Origin of the sequence: Streptomyces sp. NPDC012510, from assembly GCF_042955065.1 — a bacterium.
Classification (GTDB): domain Bacteria; phylum Actinomycetota; class Actinomycetes; order Streptomycetales; family Streptomycetaceae; genus Streptomyces.
Window position 1 is genome coordinate 223,923 of sequence record NZ_JBIBEN010000012.1, and the last position, 22,459, is coordinate 246,381.

26 protein-coding genes and 1 pseudogene are annotated in these 22,459 nt (G+C 70.6%); 1 reads left to right on the forward strand and 26 read right to left on the reverse strand.

The annotated features are described in order from the left end of the window. Positions 1–290 precede the first annotated feature (290 nt). Positions 291–467: a hypothetical protein gene (locus ACFY9I_RS23345; protein ID WP_391004582.1), complete on the forward strand. Its 177-nt coding sequence runs from the start codon at positions 291–293 to the stop codon at positions 465–467. A 428-nt stretch (positions 468–895) separates the two neighbouring features. On the opposite strand, the gene ACFY9I_RS23350 is transcribed toward ACFY9I_RS23345, so the two are convergent. The 26 genes and pseudogenes from ACFY9I_RS23350 to ACFY9I_RS23475 all read right to left on the reverse strand — a co-directional run bounded on the left by ACFY9I_RS23350 (position 896) and on the right by ACFY9I_RS23475 (position 22,459). Next, on the reverse strand, positions 896–1,066 hold the full coding sequence (locus ACFY9I_RS23350) for a hypothetical protein (RefSeq protein ID WP_391004584.1): 171 nt from the start codon (positions 1,064–1,066) through the stop codon (positions 896–898). A gap of 148 nt (positions 1,067–1,214) precedes the next feature. Further along, positions 1,215–2,585, reverse strand: coding sequence for a DUF317 domain-containing protein (locus ACFY9I_RS23355; protein WP_391004586.1), 1,371 nt, complete (start codon positions 2,583–2,585; stop codon positions 1,215–1,217). 63 nt (positions 2,586–2,648) lie between these two features. Next, positions 2,649–3,785: a DnaB-like helicase N-terminal domain-containing protein gene (locus ACFY9I_RS23360; protein WP_391004588.1), complete on the reverse strand. Its 1,137-nt coding sequence runs from the start codon at positions 3,783–3,785 to the stop codon at positions 2,649–2,651. Then, positions 3,785–5,056: a DNA cytosine methyltransferase gene (locus ACFY9I_RS23365; protein WP_391004771.1), complete on the reverse strand. Its 1,272-nt coding sequence runs from the start codon at positions 5,054–5,056 to the stop codon at positions 3,785–3,787. The genes ACFY9I_RS23360 and ACFY9I_RS23365 overlap by 1 nt, the downstream gene beginning before the upstream one ends. After that, positions 5,056–5,928, reverse strand: coding sequence for a hypothetical protein (locus tag ACFY9I_RS23370; RefSeq protein ID WP_391004590.1), 873 nt, complete (start codon positions 5,926–5,928; stop codon positions 5,056–5,058). The genes ACFY9I_RS23365 and ACFY9I_RS23370 overlap by 1 nt, the downstream gene beginning before the upstream one ends. A gap of 23 nt (positions 5,929–5,951) precedes the next feature. Further along, positions 5,952–6,917 carry an alpha/beta fold hydrolase gene (locus tag ACFY9I_RS23375; RefSeq protein WP_391004592.1) on the reverse strand — a complete coding sequence of 322 codons (966 nt, stop codon included), beginning with the start codon at positions 6,915–6,917 and terminating at the stop codon, positions 5,952–5,954. Between the two features lie 148 nt (positions 6,918–7,065). Continuing rightward, positions 7,066–7,545 (reverse strand): hypothetical protein, encoded by a 480-nt coding sequence (locus tag ACFY9I_RS23380; RefSeq protein WP_391004594.1) that lies wholly within the window; start codon positions 7,543–7,545, stop codon positions 7,066–7,068. Further along, the gene (locus ACFY9I_RS23385; RefSeq protein ID WP_391004596.1) at positions 7,542–8,318 is read right to left on the reverse strand and encodes a hypothetical protein; all 777 of its coding nucleotides are present in this window, start codon (positions 8,316–8,318) and stop codon (positions 7,542–7,544) included. The genes ACFY9I_RS23380 and ACFY9I_RS23385 overlap by 4 nt, the downstream gene beginning before the upstream one ends. 95 nt (positions 8,319–8,413) lie before the next feature. After that, on the reverse strand, positions 8,414–9,013 hold the full coding sequence (locus ACFY9I_RS23390) for a hypothetical protein (protein ID WP_391004598.1): 600 nt from the start codon (positions 9,011–9,013) through the stop codon (positions 8,414–8,416). A 55-nt stretch (positions 9,014–9,068) separates the two neighbouring features. After that, positions 9,069–10,859, reverse strand: a complete 1,791-nt coding sequence (locus ACFY9I_RS23395; protein WP_391004773.1) for a TraM recognition domain-containing protein — start codon at positions 10,857–10,859, stop codon at positions 9,069–9,071. Between the two features lie 246 nt (positions 10,860–11,105). Next, positions 11,106–11,759: pseudogene (locus ACFY9I_RS23400) on the reverse strand (DUF317 domain-containing protein); the annotation flags it as partial. A 250-nt stretch (positions 11,760–12,009) separates the two neighbouring features. After that, the gene (locus tag ACFY9I_RS23405; RefSeq protein ID WP_391004600.1) at positions 12,010–12,831 is read right to left on the reverse strand and encodes a DUF317 domain-containing protein; all 822 of its coding nucleotides are present in this window, start codon (positions 12,829–12,831) and stop codon (positions 12,010–12,012) included. Further along, a complete protein-coding gene (locus tag ACFY9I_RS23410) occupies positions 12,828–13,196 on the reverse strand; it encodes a hypothetical protein (protein WP_391004602.1) in 369 nt (122 codons plus the stop codon). Before ACFY9I_RS23410 ends, ACFY9I_RS23405 begins: the two co-directional genes overlap by 4 nt. A 92-nt stretch (positions 13,197–13,288) precedes the next feature. Continuing rightward, entirely contained in the window at positions 13,289–14,086 is a 798-nt protein-coding gene (locus ACFY9I_RS23415) for a DUF317 domain-containing protein (RefSeq protein ID WP_391004604.1), read from the reverse strand. After that, positions 14,083–14,472, reverse strand: a complete 390-nt coding sequence (locus tag ACFY9I_RS23420) for a hypothetical protein (protein ID WP_391004606.1) — start codon at positions 14,470–14,472, stop codon at positions 14,083–14,085. Before ACFY9I_RS23420 ends, ACFY9I_RS23415 begins: the two co-directional genes overlap by 4 nt. A gap of 264 nt (positions 14,473–14,736) precedes the next feature. Next, a complete protein-coding gene (locus ACFY9I_RS23425; protein WP_391004608.1) occupies positions 14,737–15,501 on the reverse strand; it encodes a DUF317 domain-containing protein in 765 nt (254 codons plus the stop codon). A gap of 37 nt (positions 15,502–15,538) precedes the next feature. Further along, positions 15,539–15,952 carry a hypothetical protein gene (locus tag ACFY9I_RS23430; protein ID WP_391004610.1) on the reverse strand — a complete coding sequence of 138 codons (414 nt, stop codon included), beginning with the start codon at positions 15,950–15,952 and terminating at the stop codon, positions 15,539–15,541. 55 nt (positions 15,953–16,007) lie between these two features. Further along, positions 16,008–16,763 (reverse strand): hypothetical protein, encoded by a 756-nt coding sequence (locus ACFY9I_RS23435; protein WP_391004612.1) that lies wholly within the window; start codon positions 16,761–16,763, stop codon positions 16,008–16,010. A gap of 29 nt (positions 16,764–16,792) precedes the next feature. Beyond that, positions 16,793–17,497 (reverse strand): hypothetical protein, encoded by a 705-nt coding sequence (locus tag ACFY9I_RS23440; RefSeq protein ID WP_391004614.1) that lies wholly within the window; start codon positions 17,495–17,497, stop codon positions 16,793–16,795. 14 nt (positions 17,498–17,511) lie between these two features. Next, the gene (locus tag ACFY9I_RS23445; protein WP_391004616.1) at positions 17,512–18,402 is read right to left on the reverse strand and encodes a hypothetical protein; all 891 of its coding nucleotides are present in this window, start codon (positions 18,400–18,402) and stop codon (positions 17,512–17,514) included. Further along, positions 18,399–19,181, reverse strand: coding sequence for a hypothetical protein (locus tag ACFY9I_RS23450; RefSeq protein WP_391004618.1), 783 nt, complete (start codon positions 19,179–19,181; stop codon positions 18,399–18,401). Before ACFY9I_RS23450 ends, ACFY9I_RS23445 begins: the two co-directional genes overlap by 4 nt. Then, complete coding sequence (locus tag ACFY9I_RS23455; RefSeq protein WP_391004775.1) at positions 19,178–19,564, reverse strand: hypothetical protein; 387 nt, start codon at positions 19,562–19,564, stop codon at positions 19,178–19,180. The genes ACFY9I_RS23450 and ACFY9I_RS23455 overlap by 4 nt, the downstream gene beginning before the upstream one ends. 158 nt (positions 19,565–19,722) lie before the next feature. Further along, positions 19,723–20,220 carry a hypothetical protein gene (locus ACFY9I_RS23460; RefSeq protein ID WP_391004619.1) on the reverse strand — a complete coding sequence of 166 codons (498 nt, stop codon included), beginning with the start codon at positions 20,218–20,220 and terminating at the stop codon, positions 19,723–19,725. Positions 20,221–20,266: 46 nt separating this feature from the next. After that, the gene (locus ACFY9I_RS23465; RefSeq protein ID WP_391004621.1) at positions 20,267–20,710 is read right to left on the reverse strand and encodes a hypothetical protein; all 444 of its coding nucleotides are present in this window, start codon (positions 20,708–20,710) and stop codon (positions 20,267–20,269) included. 155 nt (positions 20,711–20,865) lie between these two features. Continuing rightward, positions 20,866–22,080: an MFS transporter gene (locus tag ACFY9I_RS23470; RefSeq protein ID WP_391004623.1), complete on the reverse strand. Its 1,215-nt coding sequence runs from the start codon at positions 22,078–22,080 to the stop codon at positions 20,866–20,868. 28 nt (positions 22,081–22,108) lie between these two features. Next, the gene (locus ACFY9I_RS23475) at positions 22,109–22,459 is read right to left on the reverse strand and encodes a hypothetical protein (protein ID WP_391004625.1); all 351 of its coding nucleotides are present in this window, start codon (positions 22,457–22,459) and stop codon (positions 22,109–22,111) included.

The following is a 22,459-nucleotide window of genomic DNA, read 5'->3' on the forward strand; positions in this document are numbered from 1 at the left end:
AGGTGCCGCTGCTACGCCCTCATCATGCCTGAACGGCCCTACCTTCACGTGAACGCACGTGCTAAATGGGCCGCCGCCGCCCCAGCAGCCAAGATCCTATGGCCCTCCCGTCTCTGTGGCCGAAGTGCTGTGCACGGTCCGGGCCCGAGCCGTGGCCGTCTGGCCCCCGGTCCCAGTGCTCAGCGCCAGGCACCGCCCGCCGCTGCGAGTCGGTTGCCGTCCGCGCCACTGGGCGGCCGCCACGGCTGCCTGCGGTCGGCTTCGCCTGGCTTGCTGGGCTGACCTCCGCGGTGGCGCTGTACATCGGATTCCTGCCTGCCGCAGCCGCCCTGGTGCTCGTCGACGGACTGCTTCTTCTGCTCAGCCTGGGCACCATCCCCGTGGTGGGTGCTGCGCAGGCGTTTCGCTGGCGCAGGCACGTGGATACCGGCCACCGCAGTCGCCTTCTGGCGCACTGGCCTTCCTGACCACCGCCAACGCGGTTCTCACAGCCCGCGCCAGTACCGCGGAGCCGTGACTGCCTTCCCGCTCGGTCGTTACCAGAACGCCCCTCGGCACCTTTCGGGGGCCCGGTGTTGTCATGGCTGATTCCCCCGGGGCCCCGTGGGCCCGGGATCGGGTCGAGGATGTCGCGTGTGCGGGCCGAGTATCCGAGCCGGGACGGACCGGTCGGCGAACACTTCCAGCAGTTCTTTGGTCGCGGTGAGCGTCCACTGGTCGTACCGGTTCACGACACACTTACGGCTCGGACTGGCGCTCCCATGCTCGGCAACTGTTCACCCTGCAGGGCAGCTCCCCGCTGCCCTGCACCGGATGCGGCACAGCGTTCTGCATATCGGGCAGACCTTGGTCCGTCGCGGTCCGCACGATCTGATCCCCCTCGTCGCAGGTCACATCAGGTTTCAGCAGCATCGTGCCCCCTGATGTTGCGGAACAGCCGGTCCGTCACCGGCCAGCTCCCGCCCGTATCGTGTCCGAGCGTTTCGGTGAAGCACTCGGCGGTCAGCTTCAGGTGGAACAGGCCCCGGCTTGCGGCTGTGTCCCTGCCCGCCTTGGTGGTCAGCACCGAGGACAGGAAGTGCCGGGTGCTGGTGCAGCCTTCGCACCCATCGCCGCGCGGACCTCGGCGAGGTCCTCGTGGAGGAAGAACCCGCTGCCGACCCGTCACCGTGTCCGCCGCGGAGAGATGGGACAGCCCGGATTCTATGGCGAGGTCAACGTCGGCGGCCTGTAGTCAGAGTGCTCGGTGGTACTGCAGGCGGGGGCGTGGCGGTGATCCGGCTGGTGTGCCTGGCGGCGTGGTGAGGGCTGCTGCGGCGGGTGCCGGTTCCGTGGGCGAGCTCTTCTGCGAGGTGGGCGAGGAGGCTGGCGGGGGTGTAGGCCGAGGCGTGGATGGTCCAGGCCGGGCGGTCGATGCTGGGGCCGGCCCAGATGGTCCAGGTGGAGAGGGCGGAGTTGGGGGTCTGGGCAGCGAAGGCGTCGAATTGCACTCCTGCGTCTTTCTGATTTGTCTGCCAGCGCAGCCAGCGTCCGTCCACGGTATGCGTCCAGCCTGCGTCGGTGAGCGGACGGGTGGCCTCGGTGACGGTCTTCTCGATGACCGGACTTCCGACCGCTGTCTCCCACGCGTCCCCGGCGGCGATGACGGTCAGCAGGATGTTCAGGATGGGGGCGGGGGTGGCGGTGGCGATGGTCATGTGCCACATGCGCTCGCTGACGGGTGTTTCGTACGCGGCGATGGTCCATTTCGTGTCACGGGCTTCGGCGTCGTGGTCGAGTAGGGCGCGCAGGGTGAGCGATTCGTGGTTGGCGATGGTGGTGTTGTCGTCCCAGGTCCGGTACTTCTCCCAGTCGGTGTTCTCGTCGAGGAAGTCGTGCAGCAGGGTCTCGTGGTCGCCGGGATCGGCGGCGTAGGCGGGCACGGTCTCGACGGTCGGCGCCGGCGGGGCCACCGCCGTGTCCGGTGAGTCGAGGCTGGTGCGGGCTTGGGCTGTCTGGCGTTCGGTGTCGGTCATGGGAGCGGGTCCGGGGCGTAGGGCATCGCCGTGAGCGCGTTCGAAGGCGGTGAGTGCTTGGGCTGGCGAGTCGAAGGTGTCGGCGATCTGCCGCAGGTGGTTCTCGCCGTGGAGGTAGACGCTCTTGCCGCTGTGGCGGTAGGTGCCGACGGCCGCGATGGTCCAGCCGTCGTCTGCGTGGGCATGGATGATCAGGCGGCCGTGGCGGATGTCGTCGTAGATCTTCTGTGCCTCGTTGGAGACTTCGCGGATCTCGGCGCGGGTGCACCAGGGCATGGGGTAGTCGGCCCAGGTCCATTCCTCGTCAAGGGCTTCCCGTAGCCGGGGTGTGATTTCGGCGGTGATGCCTTCGGCATTCAGGGCATGGGCGGCCTGGTCGGCCCAGTACGGCTCTTCGTGGTCGATCCGGGCCAGGACCATCGTGTGCTCGTCCAGGCTCTCGAAGCCGCGGGCGGCCAGGAGGGCTTGGGCGGTGCGATGGTGGGTGCCGTCAAGGGTGGCGGTCACAGCGCTCGAGTGGGCGGGGTGGGTGTCGAAGCGGACGTGGGCGTCGATGGATGTGTCGGACATGTGGGTTGGCTCGATTCGAGTCCGGGCCCGGCCGTGGATGGTCGTCAGGCCCGGTGGCTGAGGTCATCGGTGGGCTCGTACGGCGGTCACGGTGGGCCGGTCCGGGGGGCTGGCTGCCCGGGGAAGTGGCGCGGCTCGTCCGGATGGCCTGGTGGTGGGCGCGGCTGCGGGCGCGGTGGCGCGGTTCCAGCGGGTGCGCAGGGCGCTGAGGTCGGCCAAGACCCGGCGGCTGCCGGTGATGAGCTGGTGGGGGGTGTTGGCGGGGTCGTCGGTGTACGCGGTGATCCGCTCGGCGACCGCGCGGGCCCGGGCGAGCAGAGCGCGCTGGAGGATCTTCTCGCCCCAGTACTCGGGAGTTCCGGCGGGTATGGATACCAGAGTCATCAGGTCGCGGGGGGTGACGGCGTCGGTGATCAGTCCGTGGTGCTGGGCCTCGCCGAGGACGGTGACCGGGTCGACCATGCCGCCGCGATGGACCAGGGCCGTGACGCACTGCCAGAGCGCGGCGTGCAGCGGCAGGATGAAGTCCTCCGCCATCAGCCACTTCATCTGTTGCACGTCCCGCGGGCTGGCGGTGGCGGTAGCGAGGAGGAAGCGTTCCTCGTCGAGGTCCTCCTCGGCCGCGTGCCGTACGACGTCAGCTGGGAGTGGTGTGCGGGGCAAGGAGCCGGGGTGCGGTGTGAACTGGCCGGCGAGGTCGTCCAGAACGCGGCCGAGGGCGTCGGCCTGGGAGAGGGCGTCGGCAGCTGGGTCCGGCCCGGCAGCCTCTGTGGCGATCAGGGCGAGGCGTTCGGCGTGGCAGCGCAGCAGCCGCCGGGCGTGGTCGGCCCGGATCATATGCGTATAAGCAGCGGCGTGCTTCGGCTGAGGGCAGAACTGGATGAGGGCGTGCAGGTGAGAGGCGTTCAGACCCGGAGCTTGGAGCCGGGCGTGTTCCAGAACCTGGTTGAGCCAGGCGGTGTCCTTGGCGTGGTCGTCGGGGTCGGGCGGCGGAAGGGTGCGGATCGCGGTGAACAGGCTGGCATGGTTGTGGTTGTCGAAGTGGTCGGCGTCCAGAGTGCCGGTATCGGCAAGGCGCTGAGGTTCGAGCAGGAGCGCGCCGAGCAGAGCCTGCTCGGCGTAGTGGACCGGCTGCGGAGGCCGCACACGGTCCAGATCGTCGTCGTCCGGGGGGTTGGGGGCGTCCAGAGTGGGGGGCATCAGGCGGCGAGGGTGAAGTCGGCGGGGTTGAAGGATTTGTTCAGGTGCGGGGCGAGCAGATGCGCGGCCAGCCGTGGCGGGACCGCGTTGCCGATCTGCGAGAACTGCTGGCCCTTGTTGCCCTGCCACGGGTAGTCGGCCGGGAAGCTCTGCAGCACCCCCGCCTCCCGGGCGGTGATCCGGATCGGTTCCGGCACCAAACCTTGCTCCGCCTCCGGAACGTTGGAGGCGGTGTCGGCGACCCAGGTGCACTCGTTGGCACGGTGGCCGAAGAACAGCGTGCCGGCGGGCTCATCCGCGCGGCGGACGGTGGCGTTGGCCTGATTGTTGCTGCGCAGCGACCACGACCAGCGGTGCGCTTCGGCGGTGAATGTGGGGGCCGGCGCACCTGTCGGGCGGTTCTCGCGGACACCGTGACGGGCGGCCCAGCCGGAGCCCTCGCGGCGGGAGGCGAGCACGATGTCTGTCCCGGTACGGGGTGCCCAGGTGCCGCGGGCGCGGGCGTCGGTGAGGGTTTTGCGGGAACCGGAGGGGAAGGGCTCGGGGCCTCCGCCGGGTCCGCCGCCGGCGCACACGGTGGGGACGGGCCGGTCGGTGGCACCCCAGCCGAGGGCCTCGGCCATGGACACCCACTGGGCGCGGCCCGGCCCGAACAGCGACTCGGGCTCGGCGACCTGGGCGTGGGTGGGCGCGGGCGGTTCGGCGGTACGGACGCGGGAGGCAAGAAGGATTGCACGCCTTCTTGTCTGCGGTACGCCGTAGTCGGCGGCGTTGAGGATGCCGGTCCATACGGAGTAGCCCCACCGGCGGAGGGTGGCCGCGTACTGGCGCCACAGCGGCAGCACGTCGGGGACCTCCTCCATGGCGACCCATTCCGGTTCGCCCACCGTGTTCAGGGCGTTCAGGTAGCGCATGGGCTCGGCGGCCAGGAGGCTGCGCTCGTCCTGGCAGGAGGCGAGCAGCATCTCGCGGGTGTCGCGGCCGGCGGCGAGATCCGCGACGGCCTGGTGCACCAGCGGCTGGTCCACCAGGCCGAGGCGCTTGCCGGCCATCGACCACGCCTGGCACGGCGGGCTCGCGATCAGCCCGACTGTCCGTCCGAGGAAAGGCCGGACGGGATACATGGCCACGTCCGTGCGAATGGTCAACTGCCCTGCTGCCGCACGGGTCTTGCAGGCCCACTCGTCCCATTCCAGGCCCACGTCCCGGATGCCGAGGACGTTGAGCGCGTGGCTCCATCCACCCGGTCCCGCAAACAGGTCCAGGATGATCAAGAGGCCAGTCCGAAGTCGTCCTGCACCGGCTCGACTTCACCGCGGCAGGCCCACGGTGAACAGCCATCGATGACGCCCTGCTCCAGCTCCTCAAGGTCTGGTCCGGTGTCGGTGAGTTCCTGCTGCATCGCCGCCCATTCGGCGGCGGTGACGTGGTCGATCGGGGCTTCGCTGAGAGGGACGCGGGAGCGGTGGAGAAACGCCTCACCGAGCAGCCTGTTGCCGGTGGCGTTGGCTCGGGCGTTCCCCTTTCGGATGGCCGCGTCGAACTCCACCACGTCCTGCCATTCCGCAGGGGAGTTGTCGCGGATATGCCGCCATTGGGCGTTTCCGTGGAACGGGCACCCGAGGCAGCTCGACTTCGGCGTGTCGGCCAGTCCGAGCGAGGTCAGGTAGCGGACGCAGTCGGATCGCGACCAGCTCATGTCGATGAGTGGATGCCGGTTGCGCATGTACTTAACATCGGCGTCCTTGGCCCGATGGAATTCATCGGTGGAAATGCCGACCCACTGCTCGACGAACACTCCCTTGGGAATGCGTGCCGGATAGGGGTAGCCGAGGAGTTCCCGGACCTTCTTCTTGATCGGCTTTATTTTGTATTCCCCGGTGCACTGGCGCCTGGTCATACCGGGTCTGCCATCCTTGTTGAGGACGTAGAGAGGCATGGACGCGAAGCGGTGGTCCGGGTCCAGGGCGTCGTTACGGATGTTTCCCGAGGAGACGCGCAGAATGGGTATGCCTGCGGGTTCGGCTATCTCACGTTCCAGGCGTTGCAGGTGTGCATAGACGGCCCCGGGTTCCCATCCTGTGTCGGCGAAAATCGCGTAGTCGATCTTCGGGAGAATGCCTTCGGCTGACAGTGCGAGCATGGCGCTGGATTGAATCCCGGCGCCTAGTGAAATTGCTCGGAAAGCGGGGAGTTCGGAAATGGCGGGTCCTTCGGGGGGTGAGAGTCGGAGTGCGGCCCGGCGGCGAGGTGTGCGATGCGGGCGCTGATGAGTGCCGGGTGGCGGATGGGTAGGGCGTGCGTGGTGCGCGGGAGGATCTCCAGGCGGGCGCCGCACAGTCGGTCGGCCAGTTGTGCGGTGTGGGCGGCGGGGATGTGCTGGTCGTCCGCGCCGGCCATCAGCAGCAGCTGACCGCCGAGCTGCTCCAGCACGGGGAGGTGGCGCGCTTCGTAGCGGCGCAGGGACTGCCAGAGCGCTGCGAGATCGGCGGTGGGGGTGTGGCGTACGCCGTGGCGGCACGGCGGCGGTCTGTCGTGCGGTCCGGTGCTGGGGCGGGGTGTGAGGGTGTAGGGGTGGGTGTCGGGGAGCAGGCGTCGCACCCGGTCCACGGCCTGGGGTGCGTGGGTGCAGGTCAGGGCGAACAGGCTGCGTCCGGCGGCCAGGAGCAGGGCGCGCGGGCTGTGGCCGGGCATAACGCTCGCGCCGTGGGCGGTGGCCGACAGCAGCACCATGCCCCGGATCCGGGGCAGGAGCTGGGGGTGCAGGGCGGCGAGTTCCTGGAGGACGAGGGCGCCCAGGGAGTGGCCGGCGAGCACCAGCGGTCCGGTGGGGGCGAGGGCGCGCAGGATGTGGTGCAGGTCGTCGGCGAGCTGCTCGATGGTCAGCGGTGCTTGGCCGCGCGGGGTGCGGCCGTGCGCACGCTGGTCATAGCGCAGCACGTTGAAGCCCGGGCTGGTCAGGTGCCGGGTGTGAAGGCGCCACAGGTCAGCGGTGACCGACGCGCCGTGCACCAGCACGATCGTCGCGCCGTCGGGCCGCGGGCGGGCTGGGGTGTCGCGGTAGACGGACAGCGCAGTGCCGTCAGCGGCCGAGACCGACAACACCTCGGTGGCATAAGGCAGATTGAGCACAGAGGCACTCCGGAGAGGGGGATCAGTTGAGGGCCGCCGCCGTGCCCCGCCCACTCGGCGCTGGTGGAAGCTGTTCGGCCTGGACGGCGACTGGCCGCGTGAGCGGGCGGGCGGATGGCGAGGAGCGGACCTCGTGGGGCGCGGGTGGTCAGCCGCAGCGCCGGGAGTGGGGTGCGCGGGCGTCGCGGGCGCTGGGGTGTGCGGTGAAATGCCGCGGCGGAGCGGGTGGCCACAGTCGGGTCGCCGAGGACGGGAAGGTGGCCTGGGCGAGGTGGTAGAGGACAGCCAGTCCCTTGGGGATAAGTGCCAGCCGCTGGCCGATGAGGGATGCGGGGTGGGCGGTGTGGTCGCGGTAGGCCAGGCCCTTGCGTTCCAGGGCGTGCCACGTGGTGATCGCGATGTGCGACGAGGTCTGGGTGCCCACGTACTGCGAGCCGTTGTTCCGCTGCCGGACTCGACTGGGTGTCCTGGCGAGAACCCGCAGGGCGGCGCGCTGCTGCCACGTCATACGGCGTGTGATGGCGGACAGCTCTGCGGCGGAGAGGGGCGGTTCGGCAGGACCGCGGGACTGGGTGCCGCTGTGCCCGGTGGAAGGAGATGGCGGGCCGGGTGGGTTGGTGCTGGTCATCGCGTGCGTCCCGCTGCCTGCTTCGCTGCTGGAGGCGTCACGACCGCTGTTCGGGTGGGGGCCGTGGTGGGCTTGTGATGGGCAAGGGCACGGTGGCCTTCGGCGGTGACGCGGAGGCGCTGGCCCTGGTGCAAAGGCGTCGTGGTGTCCACAGCGACGAGTTCCCGCTTGACCAGGGCGTTGAGGGTGGCGACGTTCACGGTGGCCCGGTCCTTGTCGATGGCCTTGAGCACGCCGTATCGGCTGATCACATAACGGGTGCCGCCGCCTGCGGACAGCCGGGCGAGGACTGCGTACTGGCTGTCCGTGATCTTCGGCGGCGGGGTCGCCTGGTTCTGGTTCTGTTCGGCGTGCTGCTTCAGGTCCCGGGTGATGCCGCTGGCGAGGTAGTAGCAGCCGGTGTGGGCCAAGTCGAGCTGGTGGGCGGCATCCGCGAGGTGCCCCGCCATGGTCGGGACCGCCTCCGCGTGCCGTGCCTGGCGCACGGCCGCTTCATCGACCGGCGGGCCGGGAAACGCGGCGCCCTCCAGCGGATTGGTTTCCAGCGCGCAGGCCAGGTCGGATGCGGCGATGCTCGCAGCCAAGACGACGGAGACCAGCGCCTCCAGGGTCGGGCGGCTGCCGGGGACAGCGGTGTACTGGCTGCCGTCGAGAGCGGCGAGGCGTTCCATGGCACGTTGGACCAGCTCGTTCGTGGCCACGATTTTCGACGTGAGCTGCTGCCGGGCGTCGGTGCCGGGGGTGAGGGTGAGCGAGCGGATCTCGCTGTGCAAGTCCTCAAAGTCGCTTCCGAGTTGCCGTAGGCGGGCAATCTCAGCTTGCAGGTCGATCTGGTGAATGGTGCTGCTCCGAGTGGGACGGACGGTGGTCAGTGGCTGCGCCGCTTGACCTGTGTGGTGGGCGGCGGTGCGGTAGCAGCTGCGCTGCGGGTTGGTGCCGGCGGGATGTCCTGCGGGGTGGCGATGCCGAGGTCGATGCGCACGCTGATGCCGTCGGCATAGAGGTGGGCCTCGGCGCGGACAACGGCACTGAGTGCGTCGCGTTCACCGAGCTCGGGAGGCAGCCCGTACTGCTGCTTCGCCCCCGTTGGCGCGAAGCCGTACTGGACGAGGATGGCGCCGGCCTGGTCCGTGTCCGCAGTCGCGGTGACCGTGCCGTCGGCGAAGCCGATGGACACGTCGGGCTGGGTGGCCGGGCTTGCGCCGTGCTGGCGCGTGGTCCAGGCGAGGTCGACGAGGTCCAGGGTGTGGGCCATGAGCCCGTAGGCCGCGACACCGGCGCGCTCGTGCGCGTCCTCGGCCGTCTCGGGCGGCAGGAGGTAGAGGGTGCGGCCCTGGTGCTTGCGGGCGGTGAACCCCGCCGCGGTCAGGACGCGGGCGGCGTTGCGCAGAGGACGGTTGAGGACGACGAAGGTCCATCCGTCGCCGGTTGAGCCGATGAAGACGTCGTGGTGGTCGGTGAGAGCCATGGTGCTCCGGAGGTTCGGGGGCGGTGAGCGCGATCCGAGGGGTGGCGCCGCCCGGTCAGGCCGCCGTGCCGTAGTCGCCTCGCTTGGGTGTGTGCTTCGCGACGGCGCGGGCGGTGATGGCCTTCGACGCTCGGGCGGAGGCAGCGGCTAGGGTGTCGGCGCCGGGCTCGAGGTACCAGGGGCGCAGGTCGAGCATGGCGGCGCGCATACCGGTGGCGAAGCACAGGGCGGTGCCCTTGGGCAGGGCACGGATCGCGTCTGCGGGCAGGATCCGCTCTTGCCGCATCGACACGGAGGTCGACCTGCCGGACTCGGAGATGGAGGTCGAGGTGGTCTCGACGTCGTGGTCGCCGATGAGGCGGGAGAGTTTGTCGGCGAAATCGGGGTCGTCGATGCCGGAGCCGATCACCTTGACGGTGGAGGCGGACCACATGGCGTCCATGCCCGCGTCGCCCCACACTTTCTGGCCCTGCCGGTAGGACTGCAGAATCGTGATCGGGATGATCCCGCGCGAGCCCAAGTGCGAGTACAGGTCCGGCAAATCGCTGATCTTGCAGACGTTGGCGGCCTCATCGAGGATCGCGAGCATGGGCGGGTCGAGGCGCCCACCGGCGCGTTCGGCCTGCGCAGTGGCCGCGCGCATCACAGAGTCCGCGCACGCCGCGATCAACGCTGACGCTCCGCCTCCGCCGTCCTTCGACAGCAGGTAGAGGGTGTCGGTGGACCGAACGAACTCCGACGGGCGAAACTCGGGGACGTCCTTTTGCGGGGTGACCCAGGCGGCGATCTCGGAGTTCAGCAGGGCGGCGGCGTACTGGCGGGCGGTTTCGTAGATGCCGTCGCGGGTCTCGGGCGGACCTTCGACGGTGCCCTTGAGCTGGGCAGCGACCGCGGTGAACTGGTGATCGCGCAGGATGTCCAGCGGGGTGCGGTCGGCAGGGAAGGCCAGCCACTGCATGACGTCGGTGATCGGCCGGTCGTCCAGGGCCGCGGCGAGGAACAACTGGCTCAAGATGTTGGATCCCGCCTTGGACCAGAAGTCGCCCTGCTGGCTCGCGTCCACGGACGCGGCGAGGAAGTGGCCGGCCAGGCGTCCGGAGCCGTCGAGGGTCTTGGCGTCCGCGAGCGGGTTCCACCACATGGCACGTTCGGCGTGGGCGATCTGCTGTGGATCCATCTCCCACGTCCGACCGACCACCGCTCGGGCGTCGAGCGTGGCGGTGTAGGCGTCACCAGCGGCCTTGTTGGACGTGAGCAGGACCGGGCCGGGCGCGTTGAGGATGGAGGGGATCGCGAGCGAAGTGGTCTTGCCGGAGCGGGGCGCCATGATTGCGACGGCGACGTCCTCGTACCCCATGCGGACTTCGTGGCGGGTGCCCTGGAGGTTGCCGAGCAGGATGCCGGTGTCTGCGGCATCGATGTGCTTGGCCTTCAAGCTGGGCCGCAGGGAGCGGGCCTTGGCGGTGATGGCCTTCGCCATGAGCGGCTCGATGTCCTTCGGCTTGGCCATCCCGGTGATCTTCTTTTTCCGCCCGCCTGCGGAGTTCTTGTGCCGCGACCAGACGAGTGCGGCGGTGACGGCAAGGGCGATCATGACGGTGACGGGGATGATGCGGGCACCGATGAGCAGGGACGTTTCTCCGGCTGTTGGCCAGAGTCGGCTGGGGTGAAGGAGCGCGTTGACCGGTTGGTACGGCGCCCAGGGGCCGGAGTGGATTGCCTGGACGATGAGGTTGCCGCACAGCCAGGCGAGGTTGGACAGGGGGACGGCGATCGCGAGGGCGCCGAGCAGGACGCGGAAGGCGAGGTCGTAGCCGTCGGTACTGGGGGTGGTGTGATTGGGCAGGGCGCAGTTCCAGGGGAGCGGGAGTCGTGGGCAGGTGGCTACCGGATGCGGGCGGCTGGGGTGGTCTTCCGTGGCTGCGGCAGCGTACGTATCAGTCGGTGACGTCCTCGTCGTGCCGTAGGTCCCAGGTGACGAGTTCGTCCGGTGGCTGCCTCTTGTCGTGCGGCTTGTTGGCGAAGGGCCGGTCCAGCCGGCGTCGTGCAGGATCTGAAAGGGGTCGGTGTCGGGTGCCTCGTCGGGGTGGGTCAGCGCTTGGGTAAAGGCGACGAACAACTCGGCCGGGGTGCGTGCCTGCAAGGTCGCGTGCCAGAGGGGGCCGTGAGGCGGGATGCCGAGCATGGTCCACCACGGTCGTTCCGGGTCCGGATCCAGGCACAGTCGGATGGTCGCGTCGGGGCTTTCGAGGTCTGTGCGCAGACAGCCGGGCTCAGACAGTTCCCGCCATCCGTGCTCGCGCAGGTGCGTGGTGACGATGCTGGGGTCGCCGCCTCCTGCCAGGTGACGCGGGGCGCCGAAGCTGACGCCGTCGGTGTCGGTGTCGGACACGGTCACCTCCGCGCCGGTCTCGCCAAACCGGTGAGCGGGACCGCTGTCGCGGTCGACCGGGGCCAGGGCCGAGGGGGCGTGCCGGGCGGCCGTGTGAATGTCCCGGATGACATGGCCGTGGGTGGCCCAGTCATCGAGGGCACTCCACGCCTCGGCGTGGTGGACGGCGAGCGCGTCGTCGAAGACCTCGGTCCCGGTGCCGGCGGGGAGATGCTCGCGGGTCTGCAGCCACTCATCGTGCAGGGCCTCGAGCCGGTCGAGCGCGTCGCGCAGGGTGGCGAGTTGCCACGCCCAGCGGGCCTGTACTGCGCCGGCGGGCAGGGCGGTGAGCTGGATCTCGGCGGTGGCGAGCATTTGGTGTGCTCCCTTGCGGACGCACTCGAACGCCTTGGCGGTGTCGGCGTCGCGGTGGGCGGCGCGCCGCCCGTAGGTCTCGTCGTCGTATGGCCAGCCGTCGGCGTCGGTGTGCTGGTCGGAGTAGGTGTCCCAGTCGGAGAGGATCTTCTCGCTCTCGTGCAGGTATCGGCCGAGCTGCTCCAGCAGCTCGGCATGAGCCGAGGGCGATGGAGGTGAGGGCACGGAAAGATTCCATGGGTGGATTGGGCTATCGGCTGTGGGCGGTGGGCGTCGTACGAGGGGGCGTCGCCGGGGCCGGCGTGGTGGTGAGGGCTTGCTGGCGGCGCCTGTGTGCGCGGGATCGGCGGCGGAGGCTGTCGATACGGCTGCGGTAGACGTCGATGACCTGCTCGGGAGTGAGCGGGCTGGGTTTCTGTACGGCGCTGTAGTGGGCGACGCGGTCGAACATGCCGCGCTGGAGTGGCTCGGGGCTGGTGAGCGCGGCGATGAATCCCCCGATCAGATGGGTGGGGGTGTCGCTCGCGAACGAGGCGTGCCACAGGCGCGGTCCGCCTTCGTGCTTGCCGGCGTCGATGTGCCAGGAGCAGGCCGTGTCGCTGCTGCCCCGCGCTCGGGTTTCCACGGCGACCATGCCGTCGGGCGAGTGGGCCCGGCCGTCGTCATCGACCGGCCAGCCTGCCGTGGACAGCATCTGCCAGGGGTCCGGTTGCGGCTTGCGGGGCGGGGCGACAAGGGCGTCGGTGAGCCCGGCGAGGACCTCGGCGGGCAGGAGTTCTCCGAACTCGGCGTACCAGCCGGGTTCAGTGGCGGTTGCCTTGGCCCGCAGCCGCCACCAGGCGCTGGTGGTGGACTGCGGGTCGAACTGCAGGCTGTAGCGCAGGCCGGGACTGGTGAGCACAATGTCGGGGCCGAGGGGGTCGGACGTGCGATTCCATCCGGCTGCGGCCAGGCTGTGTGTGACGTAGCGGGCGTCACCGGGGCCGGCCAGGTGACGGGGCGTGGTGTCGAACGGGATGCGCCAGGCGATCTGATCGGCGTACTCGGTCAGCTGCCGCTCCGACAGCGTCACGAACGCTCCTGCGCTGTCGTGGGTTCCTGGTGCAGCAGGGCCCGCACTTCGTCGAGCGCGTAGTGCAAAGTGTGCTGTTCGGTCTGCTCCCACGCCGCGGTGCGCAGATCGGCGATGAGGGCGCGGAAGTCGGCGCTGCGCAGTGCCGGGCTGTTGGCGACCGCTCGGGCGAAGGCCCGCAGCACATCGCCGAGCTGGATGGGCAGGCCGGTGTATTCGTCGAGCAGCGGCTCCATGAGGGCGAGCGCTGTGGGCAGGTCGGGGTTGCCGCGCAGATAGACGGTGAGCTGCGACAGGGTCTCGGCGGCGTCGCGGATGTCGTCGGGGGTGGGGTTGACGTCCGTGTCCGGGAAGTGGTCGGGCATGAAGGGTCCTCGGAATTGAGCGGGGAGCGGGCGCGGGCGGCAGGCTCCTGGGTGCGGGGGCCGTGTCGGCCCAGGGGCGCGGTCGTGTCTGGTCAGCGGCTACGTGCGCGGCTGGCCGTGGAGTAGGGGCCCGGGGCGGGGTCGCGGCGGGGTCGGGTGGTGCCCCAGGAGTTGCGCGCCCAGGTCGCGGCGCGGGCAGCGGTGATCCGGGCCTGCTGCCAGGCGCTGAGTTCTTCAGGCAGCACGGAGACGGAGGTGGTGCGGATCCGGTTGGACGGTGGGACGTGCCCGCGCGGACGCATCACTGGCTGCGGATCGGCCAGAGCGGTGGTGAACGCCTGGATGAGATACATCGGGGTGGTCGGTGTGAACGTCGCGTCCCAGGTCCGGCCATGCTCGGTACGGGCTCCGGCGAACCAGTGGGCCTGTCCTGCTTGGTCGGTGTGGAACTGCACGAACGCGTCGCCGTCCGGGCTCGTCGCGGTGAACTGCCCATCGTGTTCGGTCTTCCAGCGCTGCTGCCGAAGCGGGGCCCAGACGTTCGGTGCGTGCGCGGAGCGGGGCTGGGTGAGGGCGTCGGTGAACCCGGCGACGATCTCCACGGGGACCTGGCGGCCGAAGGTCGCATGCCAAGCGTCCTGCTGCGCGGTTGGCTTGCCGGAGATGGTCCAGCCGCCGGGCTGGGTGAACGGGTCGTAGCCGACGCGGACTGTGCTGTCGGGGCTGTCGAAGACGAGGCGGCCCCCTGAGGACTTGTCCTTCCAGCCGGAGGCGCGCAGGAATTCGGTGACGTGCCGCAGGTCGCCACCGCCGGCCAGATGGCGGGGCTGGATGAGGTAGTGCTGCTGGGGCTGTTGCCCCGCGCCCCAGCCGGTCCACTGCTTCTTCATCGGCGCCGCCTGACGACGAGGGCGGAGGCGACTGGTTTCGGTGTCGCCGGCAGCGGCGGTGCCGCTGGGTTGGCGAGGTCGTCGAGCTGTTCGACGTGCTCGTCGAGGTCCAGACCGATGCTGTGGAGTTCGTTGGCGGCGCGACCCACCGCCAGCCATACCTTCGGCGGGAGGATGCCGCGTTCAGAGTGGTGCTTGGCGAACTGGGAGCCGGTGGCCATCAGAGCGGTGAACCGGCCCAGGACACCGGTGTGTTGGTCGAGGACAGTGGCGAGGATGTGGGCGGCCTCGCGTGGTGGAGCGAGCGCGAGGTGTTCGGACAGTCGGCCGATCTGGTCGGCGATCTCCTGGGCGAGTCTCACGGGGTGAACGGGCGGGTCGGTCACGGGCCTCCTGGATCGGAACGTCGGGGCGGGACTTAGCTGTGGTGGCCGAGGCGGCGGGACTCGTCCAGGGCGGACTCGGGGCGGCCGGTGGCCAGCGGGTTGGCCCTGCCTCGTGTGCTCTGGACGAAGGCGCGCAGGTAGCGGCGGAAGAGGAAGACGGCCAGGCGGGGTGGACGATCAGCGGTGATCGGTGGCGGCGTTTGGCGTGGTGCGAGGGGTACGGAAAGTTCCTGAAGCGGGTGATGAACGGACGTGGGGGTGTGGTCAGCGGGGGCGGGCGAGGGGAGGGCGGCCGGTAGGGGCTGGTAGTGCGGCAGGTGATGTGCCGGCGACGCGGCGGCCACGGATTTCGGCGATCCGTGCTTCGAGCAGCGCCTGCTCGTCGTCGTAGCCGTGGGGGGTCTGGGTGAGACGGGTGTAGGGCCCGCATCCGTACAGCGGTGTTCCGATGGCCATCCGCGGCAGCGGGTCGGGTGAGGCGAGGCTGCGGGTGAATGCGGTGACGACGCCGGGCGGGGTGTGGGTGCTGAAGGTGGCGGTCCACCAGGTATGTCCGTCGACCGTGCAGGCGGCGTGCCAGGGCCCGCGCGTGGGGCTGAGTGCGGTCTCCTCGGTGAAGCGGACCAGGCCGTCCGGTGACACGGCCGTCGGAGTGGGGGCAGCGGCGTCCGCGTTCCAGCCTGCCGCGTGCAACGGGCCGAGGACATCAGGGCGGTGGCTCGAGTCAGGCCGCAGCATGGCATCCACGAGCGCGGTGACGTACTCGACGGGAAGGTGCGCGCCGAGGATCGCTGCCCATTCGCGCCCAGCGGGGGTGGTGGCGCGCAGGTTCCAGGTCCAGGCTCCCCGGCGGTTGAGGGCGACGTGCAGACGGCCATCGGGGCTGGCCAGGGCGGTGCGCTGGTCGATCGTGGACACGTCCCGCCAGCCGTGGCCGCGCAGCAGCCACTCGGTCAGATGTTCCCAGTCGCTGCCGCCGGCGAGGTAGCCGGGCGTCGCCAGGACATAGGCGACGGTGGGGTGGGGCATCGGGCTCCTGCGGGACGGAGAGAGGGCCTGGGCGAAGTCAGCTGGCGCGGCGGGAGCTTCGGGCACGTGAGGACCCTCCGGCTGAGGGTGCGGGGGTGGTGGGTGCGGCGCGCTGGGCTCGGATCTGGGCGACGGCGCCGCGGTAGGCGGATTCGTCGAAGAGGTAGTCGGGGATGTGGACGACGTATCCGGCCATCAGCAGCGTGGGAACGGCGCGGGAGGCGAGCCGCTTCTTCTCGTCCTCGCCGAGGTGGGCGGGGACCTCGTGCCAGACGTAGGTCGGGCCTGCGTCGCCTGCGGGCTGGACGGTGTTGCGTTCGAAGCCGAGCTGGTCGAGCAGCGCGAGGAGCTGCTCGGGGGCTCCGGTGGGGGTGTCGGCGTGGACGGTGTCGGTCAGGGGTTTGCGGTAGATCTCGACGTCGGTGCCTTCCTCGTCGGCGCGGTTTCCCATGGGATGGATCTCCTGTTGCGGCGGGGCGGCTCCGTGACAGCCCCGCTCCTGCTTGTCAACGGGTTCGGTGCGGGGACCGGGCCGGTGAGACGGGCGGCTGGGCCGGCGCGGTGTCCGGGGCGGGTCGGCCGGGCGGGCGGGACAGCAGGACGCCGACGCCGAGTTCGGACAGCCGGTGGCCGACGGCGCGGACGGATGCGGCTACTCGGGCCGAATCCCCGTCGGACAGCACGAACAGGTTCCGAGCCTCATCGACTACGAAGCCGTGCTCGGTGAGGGCCTTAGCGATGTCGTCGCGGTCGGGCTTGGCGGTCACGAGGTCCTCGCCGGACCAGGTCAGCACCACGCGCTCCTGCGTGCCGGCCTGTTCGGCGGCGAGGCGGGAGGCGTTGTCCCGCACCTGGGCGAGGGCCTTCTCGTAGCGGGGCAGCAGGCGCAACGAGACGTGCTTGGCGGCGCGGAAGGGGTCTTCGTCGACTGCGATGCCGTCGGGCTCGCGGACGCCGCGGAACGCCTCCACGGGCAGGTCCTCAAGCGCCATGGCAGCAATCAGGAAGCCGTCGTCGTGGCCCTTGCGGTCCATGATGAACAGCCGGGTGCCGTCCGCGCGGCGGGTCAGGACCGCGCAGTGGTCGACGATGTACTCGGCCATGGCGTCGGCGACCTGGTCCATGTCCCAGACATCGGCGGTCAGTTCATCGTGGTCGGTGTTACCTCCGCGGTCGGGGTGGTACTGGCTGATCCACTGGCCGGGTAGTTCGCCGGCCAGGACTGCGGCGAAGGAGGCAAGGGAGTCGTCGGGGGCGGGCAAGAGTCTCCTCGGGGGCAAAGGGTGGTGGCTCATCTCCGGCGGCCGGTCGGGGCAGGTGTGGTGGGGAGGGCACTGGGGATGGTGGGGATTTGGGGCGGCGGGCAGGCACGGACGGCTGACGCTTCCGTCTCGCCCGGGCCGGTCTCGGCGGTGCACGGCCGCCGGGTGGTGTGGGGCTGGTGCCGGTCGGCGAGGTCGTTGCGGGTGTGCGCGAGGTCGGACCAGAGCGTCTGCAGCGGTTTCTCGGCGAGGTGGCGCAGCCGTTTCGCGGTGTACCGGTCGGAGGGTTGGCCGAGGTGCTCGTAGAAGTCGGCTGCCGCGACGAGTACGTCGCCCAGGGCCGTCAGGACACCGTCGTGCGTGGCAGTCAGCTCGGTCAGGATGTCGGCGGCGTCGTCCGTGGTGGTGGCCTGACGGAGACGTTCGGCGAGGTGCGCGACCTGGGCGCCGAGCGGGAGCTCGTACGGCTCGCGGCGGCCGGTGTCGAACGCTTCGTCGCAGTCGACGTGGTAGTGGACCGCGCGCAGCCGGGCCACCGCACGGGTGGCGCGGCGTTGCTCCTCGCCCTCGTCGAGGCCGGTGGGCAGGCGGTGGTAGTGCTCGTGGAGCCGGGCGACGAGGACGAACCCGGTGCGCTGCAGGACGCTGGGGGCTTCGGGGGCTCCGCCGCGGGCGAGAACTTCGCCGGAATGAACATCGCGCCTCAGGGTCAGCAGGTGGTCGGCCAGGGGCAACGGGCGGGAACTTTCTAGGTAGTTGATCGAGGACGGGCGGACGCTGCCTTGGGCCGGGCCACGGGCCGCACGGGGGCGGGAACCGTCTGGTGGGACGCGGCGGACAGGTCTGCGGCGACGGTGTTGAGGTCCTGCTGGATGCCGTGCAGGCGGCGGGCGATCCACTCCAGCTGGTGTTCAGAGGCGGGGCCGTAGGCGTGGGGGAGGGGACCGAGGCGGTGCGCCGCGCGCTCGACGAGCGCGCGCACGGTGGCCAGTGGCCCGGTTGCCTCGTCGGCGAGCTGGTGAAGCAGCTGGGCGAGCTGCGCCGTGGGGCCGACTGCGGTGGGAGCGGCGGGGCGGGCTGGTGCAGTGGCGTGAGGCGCGGGAGGGGCGTGGAAGGGCTGGAGGAGACCGAGGTCCGTCTCGAGTCGCTGGCACTCTGTCATCAGTCGGCGGTACAGGTCGGGCTGGGTGGTCCAAGTGCCGTCGGCGCGGATGAGATTGGCGATCAGGTCGAGGCGCCGGGGCTGGGCCTGGACGGCGATCCAGAGGCAGCCGTTTGTGTCGCCCGGTGTCGCGATGCCGGCGGCTCGGGCGAGCCGGTGGGCGATCTCCGACCACTCCGGGCCGGTGAGTAGGCGGTCGACCGGGGCGAGACGCACATCGGCGTGCCAGATGGCGAAGCGGTCTTCCTGGGGACTCGCGGCGAAGGGATGATTCCACGAGGGGACGTCCAGATGTGTCGTCCATTCCTGCGACGTCCAGGTCGGCTGCTCGTCGTCGTGGGTGAAGCGGTCCAGGCCGGGCCAGTGGGCGACCGCCGTGTGCCCGGTCAGACCCTCCCGATCGGACACCGGGTGGTCGAGAGCGTCGGCGAGGGCCTCGGCAGCCTCCAGGCTCCGGACGTGCACACGCGGGATCATCCATGGATCCCTTCCGCGTGGCGGCCGACGAGGTGCCGGACGTCGCGGACCGCGCCGATCAGGGAGCGTTCGCGGACGAGGTCGGCGTGGACGGACACGTCGCCGGGCGGCAGCAGGTCCAGGGCGCGGTCGATCGACGCCAGCGCGGCCCGGTACTCGCCGAGCCCGCGCAGGGCGCCAGCCTCACGGAACAGCGCGATCGGGTCGGTGCGGGAGGCGAACGGCGGACGGCCGAGGATCTGCAGCATCTGCTCCTCACGCCCGGGCAGGTCGTGCCCGAGCCACAGCCCGTGCAGCAGCACATGCAACGTCTTGACGTGGTCGTCCGCATCGTCGAGGACCTCCCGCATGAGGGCGAGGCCCTCGGGCCGGGACTGCCCGAGAAGGGCGAAGGCGTACAGGGCGCGGCTGTAGCAGTCCAGGCCGTCACGTTCCTGCGGCGCGAGCTGTTCGATGAGGGAGGCGAGGGTCGGGCAGCGGAAGTCGTAGCGCAGGGCGCTCAGGTACAGATGCCGCATCGCCCGGGTGGCGACCGGGTCGGGTCCGGGGGCGAGGACGTCTTCGAGATGGAGGAGGCCCAGCACACTGTGGCCGGCGGCGCGTGCTGTCCACGCGACGTCGGCGCACAGCTGCGCGGATTCCTGCCAGGTCGCGTCGAGTTCGCTCAGACTGGCGGCCAGCTGCGTCGGCCAGTGAGCTGCGGGGATGGCTGCGGTGGCGTCGGCGCTAATGCGCAGCAGCGTCAGGGCCCGGCCGGGGCGGCGGGTGGGGAGGGTCACCGGCCACATCGGGCGTCGTGCACGTGGACGAGCTGGTTGAGGTGGGTGAGGGAGTACCAGCCGCAGTCGAAGGACCCGCTCCCCGAGGGCACCTTGGGCAGGACGTAGTCCTCCAGGGCGCGGCGGTAGATCAGGCAGTCGGGGCAGTGGCGGGAGAGGTGGATCATGTAGCGGGGGTGGGCGGTGATGAAGGTGCGCTCGCCGCCCTTGGGGTTGCGCAGCCGCCAGCCGTCCTCGTCCGTCAGTGTGTGCCAGGAGGGGGCGACGATGGTCATGACGTCGCCCGACAGATGGCCGTCGGCGACGCCTGTGGGGATCACGATCGTGTCGCCGGCGACGAAATGGGCGTGAGTGATGTCCCGCTTGGAGGTCATCGTCTCCATGGTGGGTCTCCAGGCGGCGGGTATGTGCGAGGGGCCGGGAGCGTCGGGCACAGCAGGGGTCCTTCCACGAGCGGCACGGGGTGGCGGTGGGAGGATCAATGCTCCGGACGATCCCCGGTTTCGGTAACCGGGGATCGTGGGGTATAACCGCTGGTCGGCTACCGGTACGGGTTCTCGGTGCCGCGGTCGTGTTCGGTGGCGGCGTCGAGGAGTTCGGGCAGATCGGTGCCTTCGGCATCCCTGTGGTCGATCCACCATCCGGCCCGGGTGACGGTGCGGATCTTCTCCTCCAGCACCGTCCAGTCGGTCTCGTCCCATGCTCCTTCGGTTACAAGGGCGGCGTATGCCCGGGTGGCTAGCTGGTGGCGGCAGCGCTCGCCCCAGTCCTGGGCGCGTTCGGTGCCCTCCAGCGGCGGCATCTCGAACTGCTCGGCCCACTGAGCGGCGGCCTGCTGCTCTTCGGCGCGCCGGGCGGCGAGCCACTCCTCCTTGCCGGCACTGTCGCCGTCGCGGGCGGCCTTCCAGCAGTCGGTGCAGTCGCGTTCGGTGAGCCAGCGGGCGAATCCGGCGCGCCGGTCGGCAGGGCGGTCGGACAGGTCGTGCGTGATCTCGTGTCCACAGGCGTGGACGACGGTCCAGGTCTTCTGGACGGCCATGGGCGGGAATTCTCCTTTGTGTTGGGGCGGCGCGGGCGCCGGCGGGTCAAAGGGTGTGGGAGGCGGGTGCGTGCTGCTCGGCGAACTGCTCGGCGGCGCGATCGAGGAGATCCGCCTGGCGCCGAGGGGTCCGGCGGGCAGCGGTGGCCAGGACGCCGTCGATCCGGGCATCGAGGGTGCTGGCGGCGTCCAGACCTGCGGCGCGGGCGACGGCCAGGCGCAGTTCGGCGTCGACCCAGGGCCAGTGCTCGGTCCTGGGCACCGGGGTGGTCTCGTCGCCGCCCAGGGACGAAGCCAGGCCGCGCAGGTAGTGGCCGCCGTCGCTGAGGATCTCGGGCAGCGGGATGTCGTCCTCGACCATGAAGACGCCGTGTTGCAGGAGAGTGAGGACGGCGCAGCGCAGTAGGGCCGGCTCGTCGCGGTCGGGTGAGGTGCAGACCGTGCAGTCCTCGATGTGGTGGTCCCAGACGGACGAAGACGGGTGGGGCAAGGCGGAAGGGGCCTTTCAGAGGTGAGGGATGGGAAGCGGGGCGGTGGCGATGTCCACGGGGCGGTGGGCGTGTCGGCCTCGGACCAGCGGTGGCCGCCCTTATTGGGGACCGAGGAGTCGCTGAGGTGGAAACAGATGGGACGACGGTGGTGGGCTCAGTGGTCACCGCGGGCGGTGATGCGGTGGCGGGCGGCGGCGAGGACCGTCACGGCGAGGGCGGCTCCGGCCGCGGGCAGGGCCGCGGCGGTGAGGCGGTGGGTGGCTAGGGCCCCGGCCAGGGCGGTGCCAGCGGCCTGGCCGACGCCGACCGAGGCGATCAGCCAGGCGTACGCTTCGGTTCTCCGCTGAGTTGGCACGAGGGCGTCCGCGGTTGTGAAGCCGCAGGCGATCACCACGGTGAGGAACACGCCCGGCACGGTGACCACGACGGTGGCCAAGTGAGGGCCGGGAAGGGCGAACAGCGGCAGCCAGCCGGCGCAGAATCCGGCCGCGGCCGAAAGCAGCTGGACGATGGGCGAGCCCGGCCAGGCTCGGCGGGCGTAGAGCAGGCCGCCGAGGAAGCTGCCAGTGGCGAAGGCGGCGGGGATCAGCCCGGACAGCAGCTCCATGTTGTGCAGTTCAGCCATGGCCACCGCCCAGACGTTCATGGCGCCGAGGGCGATTCCGAAGCCGGCATGGGCCAGGAAGACCAGTGACAGGGGCGTGCTGTGCAGCCCGGCCGCAGTGGAGCCGCCGGTGTGCTGCGGGTGCCAGGTGCGGGACGGGGGCGCGGTGAGCACCACGGTCGTGCCCACAAGGCCCAGCACGACGGTCGCGAGGATCGCGGCGGGGGGACCGTAGGCGGTGGCGAGCGCGGCGGCCAGGAGCGGGCCGGCGATGTAGAGCAGGCCCTGGGAGCCGGTGTCGAGCGCGAGGGCGACTCGGCGCCAGCCAGGGTCGGGCAGGACGGTGGGCCACAAGGCCCGCAGTCCTGCCTCCAGGGGAGGGGAGCACAGGCCCGCGAGCACGACCGCGGCTAGCGCGAGGGTCGGATCGTCTCCGACCAGCAGGAGGAGCAGACAGCCGGAGTTGATGACTGCGCCGGGTGCGGACACCGGCATCTGGCCATGACGGTCCATGAGGCGGCCTTTGACCGGCTGGGAGAGTGCGCCGGCCAGCCCGTACAGGGCGCTCAGCAGTCCGGCGGAGGCCAGGGAGGCGCCTTGGGAGGTGATCAGGAGCACGATGGCGACGGGCGCCATGCCGTTGGGCATGCGTCCGATGAGAGTGCCGCCGAGCAGCCGGGCGACATGTCGGCTGCCCAGTACGGCGCGATAGGAAGTCGAGGCGGCGGCCGGGGCCTGGCCCGAAGCGTGATCAGTCGTGGTCAATTGGGGAGAGGTGTTTCCATTCAAGAGATCAGCGGCGAGGGTGCCGGGCGCTGCCGGGCGGTGCGGGCTGGGTGGTGATCGCGGCCTTCGTACGGCGGGCCGCCGGCGGCGCGGATCCGCCGGGCGGGCCGGGTCGCAGGTCCGGGTCCAGGTCGACGCGGTAGCGGGCGGCGGTGAGCATGTCGGCCGCCCAGCTGGCGTGCTCGTTCTCCCAGGCGCGGCCGAGGTCGAAGGGGAGCCGGACCCAGACGCCGCGCAGCGTGGGGAAGGTCTCGAATCCGGCGCGAGCCAGGATGCTCGCGGCGAAGGCGTCGTAGGAGCCGTCGACCTCGACCACTCCGAGCTCGTCCCGGGTGATCCGGATCGTTGCGTTTCCCAT

Bases quoted from the DNA above. Each gene is read 5' to 3' on its own strand.
- ACFY9I_RS23355 (WP_391004586.1), bottom strand. From the start codon at position 2,585: ATGTCCGACACATCCATCGACGCCCACGTCCGCTTCGACACCCACCCC.
- ACFY9I_RS23360 (WP_391004588.1), bottom strand. From the start codon at position 3,785: ATGCCCCCCACTCTGGACGCCCCCAACCCCCCGGACGACGACGATCTG.
- ACFY9I_RS23370 (WP_391004590.1), bottom strand. From the start codon at position 5,928: ATGCTCGCACTGTCAGCCGAAGGCATTCTCCCGAAGATCGACTACGCG.
- ACFY9I_RS23380 (WP_391004594.1), bottom strand. From the start codon at position 7,545: ATGACCAGCACCAACCCACCCGGCCCGCCATCTCCTTCCACCGGGCAC.
- ACFY9I_RS23390 (WP_391004598.1), bottom strand. From the start codon at position 9,013: ATGGCTCTCACCGACCACCACGACGTCTTCATCGGCTCAACCGGCGAC.
- ACFY9I_RS23410 (WP_391004602.1), bottom strand. From the start codon at position 13,196: ATGCCCGACCACTTCCCGGACACGGACGTCAACCCCACCCCCGACGAC.
- ACFY9I_RS23415 (WP_391004604.1), bottom strand. From the start codon at position 14,086: ATGAAGAAGCAGTGGACCGGCTGGGGCGCGGGGCAACAGCCCCAGCAG.
- ACFY9I_RS23425 (WP_391004608.1), bottom strand. From the start codon at position 15,501: ATGCCCCACCCCACCGTCGCCTATGTCCTGGCGACGCCCGGCTACCTC.
- ACFY9I_RS23430 (WP_391004610.1), bottom strand. From the start codon at position 15,952: ATGGGAAACCGCGCCGACGAGGAAGGCACCGACGTCGAGATCTACCGC.
- ACFY9I_RS23445 (WP_391004616.1), bottom strand. From the start codon at position 18,402: ATGATCCCGCGTGTGCACGTCCGGAGCCTGGAGGCTGCCGAGGCCCTC.
- ACFY9I_RS23455 (WP_391004775.1), bottom strand. From the start codon at position 19,564: ATGGAGACGATGACCTCCAAGCGGGACATCACTCACGCCCATTTCGTC.
- ACFY9I_RS23460 (WP_391004619.1), bottom strand. From the start codon at position 20,220: ATGGCCGTCCAGAAGACCTGGACCGTCGTCCACGCCTGTGGACACGAG.
- ACFY9I_RS23475 (WP_391004625.1), bottom strand. From the start codon at position 22,459: ATGGGAAACGCAACGATCCGGATCACCCGGGACGAGCTCGGAGTGGTC.